Here is a 14,031-nt window from a genome sequence, read left to right on the forward strand (position 1 = left end):
GACTGCGTGCCTCTCGTCGAGGGTGCACATGCTGCCCCGCGGAGGGCGGCGACTGCACGCTCGGCGTCGAGGCGGGGCATCCGGCGGGCCTTCGGCGAGGCCCGCTCAGTTTGGCCGGGCCGCCTCGCGTAGGCTAGAGTTGCATGTCGGCCCGGGACTTCGGTTTCCGGCCATTGGGGTATGGTGTAATTGGCAACACGGCTGATTCTGGTTCAGTTGTTCTTGGTTCGAGTCCAGGTACCCCAGCAGTAAGAGGCGCAGGATTTCGCGGCAAAGTCACCCTTTGCCCATCCTCCCAGCCCGTCCCGTTCCGGGTCGAAAGACCAGAAACGGGACCAGAACCCTCTTCGACGCATCCTCTGCGACCGGTCCTACCGATCGCTACGGCGCTGTCCCGACATCGTCGGGCTGTTGCGGGCTCGGCTCGTGTGGGCGATCAGCGACATGGGCAGACCACAGCTCCCGGCAGGCGAGATGGGCAAGATCAGCGTCAACCGTCTCGCAAATGGTCGCTACCAGGCTCGTGGCGCCACCAGGGACGACACAGGGGGCCTACAGCGGGTCCGGGCCAGCGGCGACACTGAGGAAGCCGCCCGCGCCGCACGGACTCACCCCGGAGAACACGATCGCGGAGGGCGTCGAGCGATGGCTCGAGCAGTCCTGGGCATGCATCCTTGACCAACGCGGGCGTGAACGACGCGGGTGACAGAGTAGCTGGGCATCCGCTACGGCGATCCCAAGATCCCTGACCTCATCCTCCCCGACGGTCCTGTGGAGGATCGCCATCACTTGACCGGTGAGGACGCGGGAATCGCCGTCCTTTCAGTTCGAGCGATGTGCCGACGTTGCGCTCACAGGCTCCCGAGGAGTTCGGCGCAGGCCTGCTCGCAGCGCCGGCATGCTTCGGCACAGACCCGGCAGTGTTCATGCATCTCGGCATGACGCTCGCATTCGTCCGCGCAGGCGGCGCACGCGGTGCGGCACGCTTCGAGCGTTGCTCGGGTGATGTTGGCGTCGTACCCGGTGTGTCGCGACAGCACGTTGGCCGTCGTCGCGCAGAGGTCCGCGCAGTCGAGGTTGGTTCGGATGCACTTGGTCAGCTCGGCGACCATGTCCTCGCTCAAACATGCGTCGGCACACGCCGTGCAGGCTTGGCTGCACTCGAGACACGCGGCGATGCAGTCGGTGAGCGTGGCTTGGTCGATGTCGCCGAGGTCCTTGGGATAGGTGCGCAGCATCTCTTCGATCGTTGACACGAGACTTCTCCATTCGTTGCGTGGAGCTCCATTCCCTTCGGAGCTTCCATTGCGTGCGACGGTACGGAGCGCGGCCGCGCGTCTCCACGGGTTGACAAGTTGCGACCACCGGCCCGTCCTCGCGCCGTGATGGATACCGGCCGGGTATCAGACCTCGCCATTGCGACGCAACGCCCTTGCCGCGGCGGCGCCGGCCTGATCGCGTTGGAACGAGAGACAAGTGAGGAGGTTCGAGCAGTATGTCCACGAATCCGAGCGCAGACCGGCAGCAGCAGGAACGGCAGCAGCAGGAATCGCAGCAACAGGGCGAGCAGGGTCAGGACGGGCAGGGCCAGGCGAACACCGCGGAATCCGGCAAGGATGACGGGCGCCAGTCGAATCAGACGCTGAAGATGTACCTGCGGTTCGGGGCGATGATCCTCACCGCGATGGTGGTCATGTACTGGGTGATGTTCATGGGCTCGTGGGAGTGGAGCCACGTCCGCTTCAGTCAGAGCCGCGTGTTCATGACGGTCACGATGGGCGGCACGATGGGCCTGGTCATGCTCGGGTGGATGCTCGGCATGTACAAGAGTGTGAAGGGCAACATCGCCGTGGTCGCGGCCAGCGTGCTCCTGATCGGCGGCGGCATCGCTCTGGATCGCAGCCAGGTCACGGTCGACGACACCTCCTTCATGCGGGCGATGATCCCGCACCACTCGCTCGCGATCACGCGCGCGGAGCGCTTCCAGAACGAGGACGTGCGCGTGTGCGAGCTCGCCGTCGAGATCAGTGAAGCGCAGCGGCGTGAGATCGAGGAGATGGACTGGCTCATCCGCGACATCCAGGAGAACGGCGTCGCGGCGACCGCTCAGGAAGCCGAGGATCGGGCCGTGCCCGATTTCACCCGAGCCGCCGATCGGACCTGTCCCGCCGAGTAGCGGCGACACTATCGACGGCTCGTGGCGGTCGGCTGTGAGTGGCGGCTGCGACTCGAACGCGATCATGAAGTTGGTCGCGCTCAGCCGGACCGGACGTACTTCCAAGGCCCGAGCAGTGAGGATCGGTCGAACCGACCTCGCCATAGCACCCGTGGCCTGCGCCACCCGGCTTCACGTTGTTAGGTCGCGTTGATCAAGACCTGAGGGGTCCGGGATGCGCGTTCGTTGCGTCCTCGCGGCGCCGTGACGAGTGGGGAGAGCGAGAATGAGTGCGTGAAGGTTCAGGTGCTGCATATCGACGAGTGCACCAACTGGGAAGAGACACGAGCGCGGATGAGGCAGGCGCTCGACGGGATCGGTTTTGCTGACGTGCCGGTCGACTGTGTCCTGATCCGAACCGAGCGTGACGCTGTGCGCTCTGGTTTTGCGGGCTCGCCGACAATTGCCGTCGATGGCGAGGACCTGTTCCCATCTGATGGGCGAAGCACTGATCTCGCCTGTCGGGTCTATCTCACTGAGACAGGCTTGGCTGGGGCGCCTACCCGAACGCAGCTCGAGCGTGCCCTCCGCGAACGTGTGTAGCTCATCTCGTCGGCAAAATACGACGACGTCCCGGCGATCAGCGTCGTGGGTCAAGAGAGATGTTGCCGGCGCCGGCTTCCATGTTTCGCCGGAGCTGCCAGATGTTGGAGCCGACCATGTATGTGTGCACCTTCGGGTCGGGGATGATCTTCACGAAGCAGACTCGGGTCTCGCCGTTTTCTCGCGCCCGCCGGTAGCCCTGGAGGACGCGGCGTCCCATCCAGAATTTCTCGAACACCCCGGTTCCTTGGGCATCGTCCCAGTTCAGCAACTCTGCTCGCCCGTGTATCTGGATGGTCGCGGGTGGAAGGAACGTGAGCGCGGGTCGTGGGACAGGGATCACCACTGACACTCGCGGGTCCGATGCGATGTTGCGCGCTTTCAGCAGGTGGCGGCGGGTCATGACATAGAGGGCGAAGGGATCGCCGGGGCGTGTGGAGCCGTAACTCACGCCGGCGGAGTGCGGGGCTCCGTCCCGCCCAACCGTGGAGAGCACCGCGAAGTGCTGCCGACGGATCTGCTTGACCACGATCATCGGCGTCACTCGGGCACCGCCGTGGTCAGCTTGGCGAGTCAAGGTCGTTGCCTCGGTTCCTGGCAGTGGCGTGGCCGGCAGTAGCGCGTCGAGTGGGCGACTGCGTCAACGCTTGCGACGACCCGCTTCAAGGGTCTCAAGCAGTTCTCGGAATTGATCCGGCGTGATCTCGCCGTTGGCGAGCCGATCCTCCAGTATCCGGCGCGCCGAGTCGGTTTCAGTCTGACCCCATCCGGCGGAAGGATGGCTGCCCGTTCTCGTTGCTCGCACCGCGAAGACGATGGCCACGACGATGCCCGCAACGATCAGCAGCGGCACCAGTACTGCGGGGATCCACATCCACCAGGCCCCGTACCCGTAGTCCCACATCATCAGCTGAACCTCCCTCAGATAATGACCACTCCTCCAGTAAACCGGCCGCGCGGCGGTCGCGACAGGGTATTTCGACCCGATGATGAGCGGGTCCTACGGGACCAGTGCTCACCGGTCGTGAGGACGCTCCCTGGCGCGACGGTGCGCGGATCGATTGATCATTGGGTTGCCGACCTCCAGGCACGAGAAGGGGGCGGTTGCCCGCCCCCTTCCTGACTAGATCAGGCGATCACGGGTCGACGAAGATCCAGAGGCCGCTGTCACGGTCGCTGGCGAGGATGTAGGTCATGCCGTCCTCACCGACGAAGGTCTCGACGCCCCAGAAGTCGTTGCCGTGCTCGTCGAGGTAGCCGCCCACCTCCACGAGCTCGCACCCGCTGGTGTCGACGTGGACCTCAGGATCGTACGGCACGCCGTCGCACATGATCTGGATGGCACGAAGGCCGCCCGAGTAGTACGACAGGTAGGCGAGCGACGGGTCCTGCGGATCCACGGCCACCTCGTGCACCGAAAGGTCGCCATAGCCGAATGCGAAGTCCGGGTCGTGCGCCTCATCGATGGCGTAGGTGTCGCGCTCTTCGAGCGTCTCGGTGTCGAAGAGGTGCACGTAGCCCCATCCGTCGAAGATCGAGCCCACCTCGATGCGCTCACCGATCGTGCCGATCGCGATGTCCTCGGGGTACGTCCACGGCCCCTCGACGGGGTCGAGGCCGAACAGCTTGTGGAACGCCTCGTGGGTCGTGCAGACCGCGACGATCTCGTCGACGAAGGCACCGGATCCGCAGAACGCCGTATCCGGGTCAACATGCCGCTGCACGAACAGCACCGCGTCCCACCCTGCCAGGGCGGCCTCGTGGGCCTTCTCACCGGGGAAGCAGGCCTCCTCGGGCGCACTCGGGTCGCCGGTCGGGCCGCGCTGGAGCACGATGATCGTCTCATCGCCCGGCTGCAGCAGGTCGAGGTATCCGGGGACATCCTCGGGGCTCGGGATCGCGGCCGAGTCGGGGCATCCGTACCCGCCATAGACCACCGGACCACTGAGCGTCAGGTCGTCGAGAATGGCCGGCGGCTGCCCGCCGGGCACGATCACCGACTCGTACTCGCCCGCGAACTCGCCCGTCGTGATGTTCAGCGCATCGGTACGGTACGGGGCGAAGTCCTCATCGGTGCCGATGAAGAGCCCGCCGTCGATGGTGAACTCCGCCTGGTGCCCGTTCCCTTCGGGAGTGAGCGAGACACCGAGCGACTCCAGGAGTTCGGGGTCGACCTCGGCGAACTCGGTGTCGCCGATGAACACGGCGTTCGCCGGATCGGTCACGTCCAGGAGCACGTACCCGCCGTCCCAGTACGAGAGCAGCATGATCCACTGGTCGCCGAACTGCTTCACGACCATGTCGTGGAGGAACGAATCGGTCAGGCCGAGCTCCGGCTGGTTGACGTCGAAGTCGTTGAGGTCGTACTCGGCGACGAGCCGAGGCCGGTTCGGCTTGGTGATGTCGAAGATGTCGACATCGGTCGACTCCTCGTTGTCGGTCAGCACCACGTAGGCGCGGTCACCGGTGTCCCATGCGAACGCACTGTGGATCTCGTTCGTGTCGCTCGAGCCCGGCTCCCGGTCGCCGAAGTTCGTGGAGAGCTTCTTCGGGTTGCTTGGGTCAGTGACGTCGTAGAGGGAGACGCCGCCCTTGGCGTTCTTGCCGCACGCCTCGTTGTTCATGAGGAGGACGTCGCCGGTGAAGTACTGCGTGGTGAGCTCGATGACCTGCATTCCCTCGCCGGGACGCGTGTCCTGGTGGGACGGGATGAAGCCGATCAGCTCTGGGGTGAATTCCTCCTCGGTGTCGATGCCAGAGATGTCGACGATGTACGCGCCGGCATCGGGGCTGTTCTGGCCGCCCGTTTCTGGGCCGGCGCAGTCCGGCTCTCCCCAGTTCGCGAGGTAGGCGGTGTTGCCGTCGGGAGAGACGGTGACATCCGCGATCAGGTCGGGGGTGTCGGTGAGGTCGACCACGGCCTCCAGGGCGATCTTGCCCCATTCGCCTTCACCGAGGAGATGCCCCTCGTCGGTTCCGTGCTGGCCGTCTGGATCGGCCGCTGCCGGTGCGCTGACCCCGAGCATCGTGAGCCCCAAGGCGCAGACCGCAGCCGTGATGAGTGACGCGCGTCGTTGCATCGTCGTTCTCCGATTTCGTGTCATGGTGTGACGCCTGACAGTCGTCAGACGGGCAGAGACTAGACCGGCCGCGGGTGCGCCTCCAGCGTCTGGCGGTTACGTCGGCGGGGGGCTAACATATGGTCTTTCGCCCAGATCCTCCGGGGTTCACCGAACTGGGCCACGCACGACCACGACGCTGCAGGCGGCGTGGTGTACCACCTGGTTCGAGACCGAGCCGAGCAACAGCCCCGCGAAGCCGCCATGGCCCCGTGAGCCCACGACGACGAGGTCCGCATTCGTCGAGGCATCGATCAGGATCCGAGCCGCGCCTCCGTGTGCGACCTCGGTCGTCACCTCGACCTCGTCGTGCGGGCATCGCTCAAGGACTGTGGCCTGCAGGCGCTTCGCCCCCGACTCGATCTCGCTGACGTCGAGCGTGCCCTCCATGCCCGCGGTGACCGGCGGGTAGTCCCACGCGGTGATCAGATGCAGGCGAGCGCCCCGCAGTCGCGCCTCGGCGATCGCCCACTCGAGCGCGCGCTGCGAGAGCTTCGAGCCGTCGACGCCGACGATGATTCGCTTCATCTCAATGTCCTTCCCCGTGTCTCCGCTACCTGTCCGTGCTGGTTCGGTTGCACCCATTCATCTGCCGCCCTTTCGGAGTCAGTGAACCGGTTGCGGAGTTGCTGGGCTCTGGTCGGCGACGGTGGGGAGCTGTGGCGGAAGCTCCAATCGCTTGAGGAGCAGGGCGTTGACCGCGACGATGACGCTCGATCCCGACATGCTGATCGCCGCGATCTCAGGGCTGAGCATGATCCCGAACGCGGGGTAGAACACCCCGGCCGCGATCGGCAGGGCGATCGCGTTGTACCCGATCGCCCAGCCCAGGTTCTGCCGCATCTTGCGCAGCGTTCCCTTGCCGATGCGAAGGGCGACCGCGACATCCATGGGGTCGGAGCGCATGAGCACGACATCCGCAGTCTCGATCGCGACATCCGTGCCGGCGCCGATCGCGATGCCCAGATCGGCCTGCGCCAAGGCGGGAGCGTCGTTGACGCCATCGCCGACCATCGCGACCTTCTTCCCAGCCTGCTGCAGGTCGGCGATCCGGGCACTCTTGTCTTCCGGGAGCACCTCGGCGATGACGGTATCGATACCCAGCAGGCCGGCGATACGCTCGGCGGTCGGCTGGTTGTCCCCGGTGAGCATGACGACCTCGATCCCTGCCTCGTGAAGGGCGTCGATGGCCGCTTTCGCTGTCTCCCGTGGTGCGTCCGCGAGCGCGATGACGCCCGCGATCGCACCGTCGACCGCGAACATGATCGCAGTGCGGCCGCTCGAGGCCAGCCGTGACTGTTCGTCGCGGACCGGGCTGAAGTCGACACCCTCGGCGGCCATCAGCCGAGCGTTGCCGAGCACCACGGTGCGCCCGTCGACGGTCGCGACCGCGCCTTGCCCGGTGACGTTGCGGAACGCGGACGCGGTGCGTCGCGAGGCGCCGCGGGCGTCGGCATAGGCGACCACTGCACGGGCCAGCGGATGCTCCGACTCCCGTTCCGCCGCTGCGACGTAGGAGAGTAGCTCCGTCTCGTCGCCGCCGACCGGGATGTAGTCGGTCACCTCGGGCTCGCCCTTCGTGAGCGTGCCCGTCTTGTCGAGCACGACCGCGTCGATGCGGGCGGCGGTCTCGATGCCGGTGGCGTTCTTGAACAGCACGCCTCGCTTGGCACCGAGGCCGGTGCCGACCATGATCGCGGTCGGGGTGGCCAGACCGAGGGCGTCGGGGCAGGTGATCACCACCACCGTGATGGCGAACAGGATCGCCGCCGGCACGGTCGCCCCGGCAAGCAGCCAGACGATGAACGTGCCGGTGCCGCCGATGAGGGCGACGAGCACCAGCCAGAAGGCTGCCCGGTCGGCCAGTCGCTGCCCGGGAGCCTTGGAATTCTGCGCCTCCTGCACGAGCGCCACGATCTGCGCCAAGGCGGTGTCGGCGCCGACCTTCGTCGCGCGCACCCGCAGCGTGCCCACGGTGTTGACCGTCGCACCGATGACCTCGGCACCGGGTGCCTTCTCGACGGGCAGGCTCTCGCCAGTGACCATTGACTCGTCGACCTCAGACTCACCGTCCTCCACCTGCCCGTCGGTGGGAACCTTCGCACCCGGCCTCACCAACATGAGGTCGCCCGGGAGGACCTCCGCCGTGGGCACCTCGACCTCCTGACCGTCGCGGATCACCACCGCGCGGGGCGGTGCCAGTTCCAGCAGTCGCCGGATGGCATCATTGGCTCCGCCGCGTGCCCGCATCTCGACCCAGTGCCCGAGCAGCACGAAGGTGGCGAGCACCGTGGCGGCCTCGTAGAACACCTCACCGCCCCCGGTGAGGGTCACCACGAGGCTGTAGAGCCATCCTGCGCCGACGCCGACCGCGACGAGCACCATCATGTCCAGCGTCCGGGCGCGCAGCGCGCGCCATGCGCCGTCGAAGAAGATCCACGCCGAGTAGAAGATCACCGGCAGCGACAGGATGAGCGCGAATACGTCATCACGCAGTCCGAATGGCGTCGGCACGTTGAAGCCGATCACCTCGCGGCCGATCGGCGAGTACAGCGTGATGGGGATGGACAGGATCAGGGCGACCAGGAAGCGGTTGCGCATGTCGCGCACCATGGCGTCCATGGTCATGCCGGCGTGGCCACCGTGTCCCATCGTCTCCTGGGCGGTTCGCGTGGCGGCAGGTGGATGCGCGTGACCGGTGTGCGGTTCCGCCGGAGCCGGAGCCGCAGCCGGGCGGGTGTCGGTGGAATCAGGCCGGGTCTCGGTGGCGAGCCCGGTTGCGGCGTGTTGGTGATGATCGCTTTCCGAAACGAGCGTGACGGGTCGCTCATCGGCGGGATCGCAGATGTGATCCGGCACCGATTGGCCCGCGCAGTGGTATCCGCAGTCGCGCACCCATTTCCTGAGTTCGGTCAACGAGGTGACGTTCGGGTCGTACGTGACGTTGGCCGTTTGTGCTACCGGGTTCGCCTCGACGCCGATGACGCCAGGTTGACGTGACAGGTGGGCCTCGGCGACGGACTTGGAGGACGCCCATTGCACACCGGAAACTTCGAGCACGACCGTGGTGGCGTGTTCATTCATGACTGCTCCTTGTCACGCTGTCGAATCGGCTACCGTCTGCGCCAGCGTCTGACGCTCTCGCTGCACCCACGCTCATAGCCTGCTCCCTCACCCGGCCGGGAGCACGACGATGGTTTGTTCGCCGTCGAAACGTACGACGCCGCGCTCGTCGACCACGAGGGCGCCGCTTTCTGTCGCGGCGACAGCGGTCGCAGAGCCGTCGGTCGCTGCGAGCTGCTCCCACTGCCCGGCATCCGTCATCCGCCAGAGGTTGCCGTCGATCCCGGCTCCGACGAGCACATCACCGACGGCATCGAGGAGGTACAGGGTCGGCGCGTCCGGAACGGGGTCGAAGCTGACACCGGCGTTCTGGCTGAGCAACACCCCACCCTGCGTCGCGGCAAAGAGTCGGCCGTCGGACGTCGCCGCGAGACTCACAGCCTCGATCTCGGCACCGACCGACCAGGAGCGACCGTCGTCGGTGCTGGTACGCAGCGCGGTCGAGCTCGAGCCGATGCCGTAGAGCGTGCCGTCCGCTGCCCCTTCGAGCACGTGGAAGTCCTCCTGACCGGTGAACGCGACCGGCTCCCACGACTGGCCCTCGTCGTCACTTCGGATGATGCCGAGGTTGGGCGATCCGAGCTCAGCCGGGGTTGTGGCACCGGGATGCCCGGACGCGAACCAGGCGTCGTCGGTGATCGTGAATCCCATGCCATCGAAGTCGAAATCGCCGAGCGGCCCGGTCAGCGAACCCGTGTCGTCAACGATCCAGATGCCCTCGTGGGTAGCCAAGAGGATGTCGTCGGAGGCAGGGGTCGCCGCGATGGCGTGGATGTGCTGCGGCGAAGCGGTCGGCCGTTCGGCCGGGACATTTGCGGCACAGCCTGCGAGCACCAGGAGTGAGGACGTGCCGAGAGCGGCGGCGGCGATGGCGGGCTTCATATCAGGGTCTCCATCAGGATGACGCTGACGGTCGCCAGCACGACGGCGGTCGCCAGCAATACGGTGGCGGCGATGTTCGGGTATCGAGAAATCATGTGTCTGAACTCCGGGCATGAGACTGACGGTGAGCGTCCAGTCCGCGCGACTGGAAGGGCGGGGACCGGGGGGTGCGGTCCCCGCCCGGCTCGTCACAACTGGCCGAGCAGCTCCTGCATTGTTGTGATCTCGGCGGTCTGGCCGTCGATGACCTGTTGCGCCAGATCGATCACGTCGGGATTCTGCCCGTTGTTCACCTCTGACTCGGCCATCGTGATGGCTCCTTGGTGGTGGACGATCATCTGCTCGAGGAACAGGCGTGCTGCCTCGTTCCCGGTGGCGGACTCCAGGGCGGCCATGTCGTCGTCGGACATCATGCCGTCGCCCATGTCCATGCCATCCATTTGACCGGCGGTCGCCTCCACGCCCCAGTCGTCGAGCCAGTTGTTCATGGTCTCGATCTCGGGGCCCTGGGCGTCCTTGATCTGCTGGGCGAGGTCGAGGACGCGCTGGTCGACGCCGTCCTTCTCGAGGATCGAGTCGGCCATCTCGATTGCTTGCTCGTGATGGGGAATCATCATCTGCACGAACATCTGGTCCGTCGTGTTGGCGTCGGCGGACGATTCGGTCGGCATCATGGGGGTCGCGCTCTGGTCCATTCCCGGCATGCTTCCAGCGTCGGAGTCATCTCCGGCCGGGGTGCAGCCGGCGAGCACCAGCGCCGTGGTCAAGGCCGCCGAAGCGAGCGCGAACGTGCGAATTCTCATTGAGTCGAGTCCCTTGTGTTCAGTCGAATGCGGGTTGATTCGACGCAGGCGAGCCCTGGGCAATCAAGTCGCCAAGGCAGGCCGGCGATCGTTGCGGACGTAGCTGAATCCGCAGTGATGAATCAGGTCCGACTGATGGACAGCAACGACAATGAGGGTGGACGTGGCCGCGCGACCCGCCCGAGGACGATCGCGTACCGACGCCACAGTGCCAATGCCGAGGCCAGTTTCGCCAGCATGGAGGGCGGCGCAAGAACGATCAGCACGACGAGCAGGGCCAAAACGCACGTCACCATGAGCATCGAGTGGTCGGGTCCGTGAGACGGGGACGCGCAACTGTCACCGCATGGCTCGGCATCGATCGCTGCCCACACGGGGACCGCGCCGATGGAGGACTCTTCGACCTGCTGTCCGGTTGATGCCTCAGTGCTGTGGCCGTGCGCGGGGCCCTGTGAACTGATCGTGTGCATGGCCAACAGGCCCACGATCACGCCAATCGCGGCGAGCAAGGACAGGATGAGGCGTCCGGCCTGCGAACGTGAGCGAACCAGCACTCGGATCGTCGACATCCGTCCTCCTCTCCTGCTCCAGACTATTGCAGCTGACTTCGGGCCGCCGCTGCATTCGCGTAACGGGCGGGCGCTTCGTCCCACAGGGGCGGGCAGTCAGCGCAGCAGAACCAGTACCGTCGATCTTCGTAATCGCGGAACAGGCCCTTTGCCTCAGCCGCTTCGACATTCACCAGGTTGTCCGGCATGACAGGGCATCGCACGAGGCGCTTCGCTCCAGGTTCGGGCTCGTGTCGATGGGTGTGGCCCGTGTGCAGACCCTCGTCATCATCGTTGTGCGAATGCCCGGAATGTGGTGCCGCCATTGCGTTCCTTTCGACGAATCATCATCAACAGCCCGGGCATCCAGAAAGAAGTTTGTCCGGGTGCCCGTCGGGAATCATAATACCCCCAAGGGGTATTTGCGTACCGCTTTTGTGCGAACCTTCCCAGCAAGCGCTGGCACAGCGTGGGCCATAAGGCCCACCCCACGACGGCCCACGGGTGTTCGCTGGTCGCGACGCGCGCCGATGTTCGAACGATCCGCGGCGTGTAGGGAGGCCCGAGCGATGAGTGCCGTCAGCAAGTCCGGCGTCGGTGACACGCGGCCCGCGCTGTTGGAGGCGACCGGCATCAGCAAGGCGTATCGCCAAGGAGTGTGGCCGTGGCGTCGACGCAACCAAGTCCTCGACGGTGCGGGCATCGTCCTCCATCGTGGCGAGGTGCTGGGTCTGGTGGGGGAGAACGGCTCGGGCAAGTCGACGCTGATGCAGGTCTTAGTCGGTCTGCTCCGACCGGATGCCGGCGACGTGCAGCTCGATGGGTCACTGGGGTACTGCCCGCAGCGGCCCGTGGTGTTCGAGCGCCTGACCTGTGACGAGCATTTCGAGCTGTTCGGTGTGGCGTATCGGATGACCGGAGAGGAGCGGCGGCAGGCTCAGGCTCAGCTGTACGAGGAACTCGACTTCGCCAGGTACGCACGCACCCGAACGGATCGTCTCTCGGGCGGCACGCTGGCGAAGCTGAACCTCGCGCTGGCGATGCTCGCCGATCCCGACATCCTCATGCTCGACGAACCGTACGCCGGGTTCGACTGGGACACCTACGTGCGGTTCTGGGAGCTGATGGCACGACGCCGGGAGTCTGGCCGTGCAGTCGTGGTGATCAGCCACTTCATCGCTGACGAGCAGCGGTTCGACCGCATCGTCCAACTGCGAAACGGCAAGGCGGTCCCCAAGTGACGGCGTATGCCGTGCTCACGCGCCGGTTCCTCCTCGAGTACGGCCGGAACCCGGTAAACCTCCTGGTGCTCGTACTGGTACCGGTCGTGTTCGTGCTGGTCGCGGCCGAGCCGATGGCGGATGCCGCAGAGCTCCTCGGCGGGACCGGTCTGGCCGTGGAAATCGCGACGACGGGCTGGGCCGCCGCGTTCCTCGCCGCTCTGGCGATGTACTTCCAGACCCGACAGGCGCGGTCGGCCGATCGCCGACTGGTCCTCGCGGGGGTCCGCGTCCCGGTGCTCGTCGGCGCCCGCATCTCGACGGGGCTGGCGATCGCGGCGTTCGTGTCGGCGGCGGCGCTGGGCACGTTGTTCCTTCGCGGCGAGGTGGATGACCCGCTCCGCGTCATTGCCGGAACCCTGATGTTCGCCGTGGTGTACGTCGGGATCGGGGCAGCGGTCGGCGCGGTCGTCCGCGACCCGGTCAACGGCACCGTCGTCATCCTGCTGATCTGGATCCTCGACGTGTTCTTCGGTCCCGCGCTCACCTCGCCCGACCGGGTCGAGCTCACCCGGTGGATGCCGACCCACTTCATCACCCTCTGGATGGTCGACCTCCCGTCCGGGCACGGCGGTAGGCTCGGCGACCTTGGCCTCGCCCTCGTCTGGGTCGCGGCATCGCTCATCGGCAGCTGGCTGCTGCTGGCTCGTGCCACCCGAACGGGCCGGCGCTCGCATCCCCAGCGCCGGCCCGGCTGGCTGCGGCAGGCGACCACCGGCTTCCGACTGGGCTTTCGGCAGTACCGACGGAACGCAGCCCTCTGGGTGCTGCTGGTCACGGTACCGATCATCTTCATCTGGCTGTCGAAGCTGATCACCGAGGAGCAGTTCTCCGTGATGCGCGTGATCGACGACGGACGCGACGTCGACCTACGGTACTGGCTCCCGGACACGCATGCAGGAACGATGGCACCGATCGCGGTCGCATCACTCGCCACCGTCGCCGGCCTCTTCATCGCGCTCAACAATCGCGATGGGGATCGCAGGCTGGTCCTGGCCGGCGTGCACCGCTCAGCCCTCCTGACGAGTCGATTCGCAGAGGTCGGCGTCGCCGTGCTGGTCACCTCCGCCGCATCGCTCGCGGTCACGGCGATGGTGTTTCAGGCCGAGCAGTGGGGGGCGTTCATCGGCGGCATCCTGCTGCTGGGTGTGGTGTACGGGCTGTTCGGGATGTGTCTGGGTTTCCTCCTCGACCGCGTGAGCGGGGTGCTCATCGCATTCGTGGTGCCATTCCTCGACCTCGGCATCACCCAGAGCCCCATGCTCAGGCTGGAGCCACCCGGGCCCGCGGTCCTCCTCCCCGGATACGGACCCTACCGGCTCCTGATCGACGCCGGCCTCACCAAGACCTTCGATGAGACGGAAGGCCTGCTGATCGGGCTGGCCTGGGTGCTGGGACTTACCCTCATCGTCACGCTCGTCTTCACCGCCCGCACACGCGTGGAACACCACAGGGCACACCCGAGGCATGCGCACGGCGAACGCCATCCAGCCGCGGCGACGTGAAGACGGGTCGGCG

The 14,031-nt window shown here is 66.3% G+C and carries 13 protein-coding genes and 1 tRNA gene; 5 read left to right on the forward strand and 9 right to left on the reverse strand.

Translation table 11 applies throughout. The features are described from left to right. Positions 1-174: 174 nt before the first annotated feature. Positions 175-246, forward strand: a tRNA-Gln gene (locus EZM51_RS09690). A 605-nt stretch (positions 247-851) separates the two neighbouring features. On the opposite strand, the gene EZM51_RS09695 is transcribed toward EZM51_RS09690, so the two are convergent. Beyond that, positions 852-1,256, reverse strand: a complete 405-nt coding sequence (locus tag EZM51_RS09695) for a four-helix bundle copper-binding protein (RefSeq protein WP_136708042.1) — start codon at positions 1,254-1,256, stop codon at positions 852-854. Positions 1,257-1,495: 239 nt separating this feature from the next. Here EZM51_RS09695 and EZM51_RS09700 point away from each other — a divergent pair, with 239 nt between their 5' ends. Together EZM51_RS09700 and EZM51_RS09705 are read left to right on the forward strand one after the other, a co-directional pair. Further along, the gene (locus EZM51_RS09700; RefSeq protein WP_248305561.1) at positions 1,496-2,176 is read left to right on the forward strand and encodes a DUF305 domain-containing protein; all 681 of its coding nucleotides are present in this window, start codon (positions 1,496-1,498) and stop codon (positions 2,174-2,176) included. Between the two features lie 273 nt (positions 2,177-2,449). Beyond that, the gene (locus tag EZM51_RS09705) at positions 2,450-2,758 is read left to right on the forward strand and encodes a hypothetical protein (RefSeq protein ID WP_136708043.1); all 309 of its coding nucleotides are present in this window, start codon (positions 2,450-2,452) and stop codon (positions 2,756-2,758) included. Between the two features lie 37 nt (positions 2,759-2,795). On the opposite strand, the gene EZM51_RS09710 is transcribed toward EZM51_RS09705, so the two are convergent. The 8 genes from EZM51_RS09710 to EZM51_RS09745 form a co-directional block, all read right to left on the reverse strand. Further along, positions 2,796-3,293, reverse strand: coding sequence for a pyridoxamine 5'-phosphate oxidase family protein (locus tag EZM51_RS09710; RefSeq protein ID WP_136708044.1), 498 nt, complete (start codon positions 3,291-3,293; stop codon positions 2,796-2,798). A 105-nt stretch (positions 3,294-3,398) separates the two neighbouring features. After that, a complete protein-coding gene (locus tag EZM51_RS09715) occupies positions 3,399-3,665 on the reverse strand; it encodes an SHOCT domain-containing protein (RefSeq protein WP_136708045.1) in 267 nt (88 codons plus the stop codon). A 229-nt stretch (positions 3,666-3,894) separates the two neighbouring features. Next, complete coding sequence (locus EZM51_RS09720; protein WP_136708046.1) at positions 3,895-5,838, reverse strand: hypothetical protein; 1,944 nt, start codon at positions 5,836-5,838, stop codon at positions 3,895-3,897. 147 nt (positions 5,839-5,985) lie between these two features. Further along, on the reverse strand, positions 5,986-6,405 hold the full coding sequence (locus EZM51_RS09725; RefSeq protein ID WP_136708047.1) for a universal stress protein: 420 nt from the start codon (positions 6,403-6,405) through the stop codon (positions 5,986-5,988). Between the two features lie 78 nt (positions 6,406-6,483). After that, positions 6,484-8,961, reverse strand: coding sequence for a heavy metal translocating P-type ATPase (locus tag EZM51_RS09730; RefSeq protein ID WP_136708048.1), 2,478 nt, complete (start codon positions 8,959-8,961; stop codon positions 6,484-6,486). Between the two features lie 87 nt (positions 8,962-9,048). After that, complete coding sequence (locus tag EZM51_RS09735) at positions 9,049-9,996, reverse strand: F510_1955 family glycosylhydrolase (protein ID WP_248305562.1); 948 nt, start codon at positions 9,994-9,996, stop codon at positions 9,049-9,051. Positions 9,997-10,070: 74 nt separating this feature from the next. After that, positions 10,071-10,685, reverse strand: coding sequence for a DUF305 domain-containing protein (locus EZM51_RS09740; protein WP_136708049.1), 615 nt, complete (start codon positions 10,683-10,685; stop codon positions 10,071-10,073). Positions 10,686-10,807: 122 nt separating this feature from the next. Beyond that, a complete protein-coding gene (locus EZM51_RS09745) occupies positions 10,808-11,254 on the reverse strand; it encodes a DUF6153 family protein (protein ID WP_136708050.1) in 447 nt (148 codons plus the stop codon). A gap of 548 nt (positions 11,255-11,802) precedes the next feature. Here EZM51_RS09745 and EZM51_RS09755 point away from each other — a divergent pair. Together EZM51_RS09755 and EZM51_RS09760 are read left to right on the forward strand one after the other, a co-directional pair. Then, on the forward strand, positions 11,803-12,474 hold the full coding sequence (locus EZM51_RS09755) for an ABC transporter ATP-binding protein (RefSeq protein ID WP_136708052.1): 672 nt from the start codon (positions 11,803-11,805) through the stop codon (positions 12,472-12,474). Then, on the forward strand, positions 12,471-14,018 hold the full coding sequence (locus EZM51_RS09760) for an ABC transporter permease (RefSeq protein WP_136708053.1): 1,548 nt from the start codon (positions 12,471-12,473) through the stop codon (positions 14,016-14,018). The genes EZM51_RS09755 and EZM51_RS09760 overlap by 4 nt, the downstream gene beginning before the upstream one ends. Positions 14,019-14,031: the final 13 nt, after the last annotated feature.

Origin of the sequence: Agromyces sp. H66 (assembly GCF_004959775.1) — a bacterium.
Lineage (GTDB): Bacteria > Actinomycetota > Actinomycetes > Actinomycetales > Microbacteriaceae > Agromyces.

Excerpts from the sequence above, each read along its gene's own strand:
- EZM51_RS09700 (WP_248305561.1), top strand. The coding sequence starts at position 1,496 with ATGTCCACGAATCCGAGCGCAGACCGGCAGCAGCAGGAACGGCAGCAG.
- EZM51_RS09710 (WP_136708044.1), bottom strand. The coding sequence starts at position 3,293 with ATGATCGTGGTCAAGCAGATCCGTCGGCAGCACTTCGCGGTGCTCTCC.
- EZM51_RS09715 (WP_136708045.1), bottom strand. The coding sequence starts at position 3,665 with ATGATGTGGGACTACGGGTACGGGGCCTGGTGGATGTGGATCCCCGCA.
- EZM51_RS09720 (WP_136708046.1), bottom strand. The coding sequence starts at position 5,838 with ATGCAACGACGCGCGTCACTCATCACGGCTGCGGTCTGCGCCTTGGGG.
- EZM51_RS09725 (WP_136708047.1), bottom strand. The coding sequence starts at position 6,405 with ATGAAGCGAATCATCGTCGGCGTCGACGGCTCGAAGCTCTCGCAGCGC.
- EZM51_RS09730 (WP_136708048.1), bottom strand. The coding sequence starts at position 8,961 with ATGAATGAACACGCCACCACGGTCGTGCTCGAAGTTTCCGGTGTGCAA.
- EZM51_RS09735 (WP_248305562.1), bottom strand. The coding sequence starts at position 9,996 with ATGCCCGGAGTTCAGACACATGATTTCTCGATACCCGAACATCGCCGC.
- EZM51_RS09740 (WP_136708049.1), bottom strand. The coding sequence starts at position 10,685 with ATGAGAATTCGCACGTTCGCGCTCGCTTCGGCGGCCTTGACCACGGCG.
- EZM51_RS09745 (WP_136708050.1), bottom strand. The coding sequence starts at position 11,254 with ATGTCGACGATCCGAGTGCTGGTTCGCTCACGTTCGCAGGCCGGACGC.
- EZM51_RS09755 (WP_136708052.1), top strand. The coding sequence starts at position 11,803 with ATGAGTGCCGTCAGCAAGTCCGGCGTCGGTGACACGCGGCCCGCGCTG.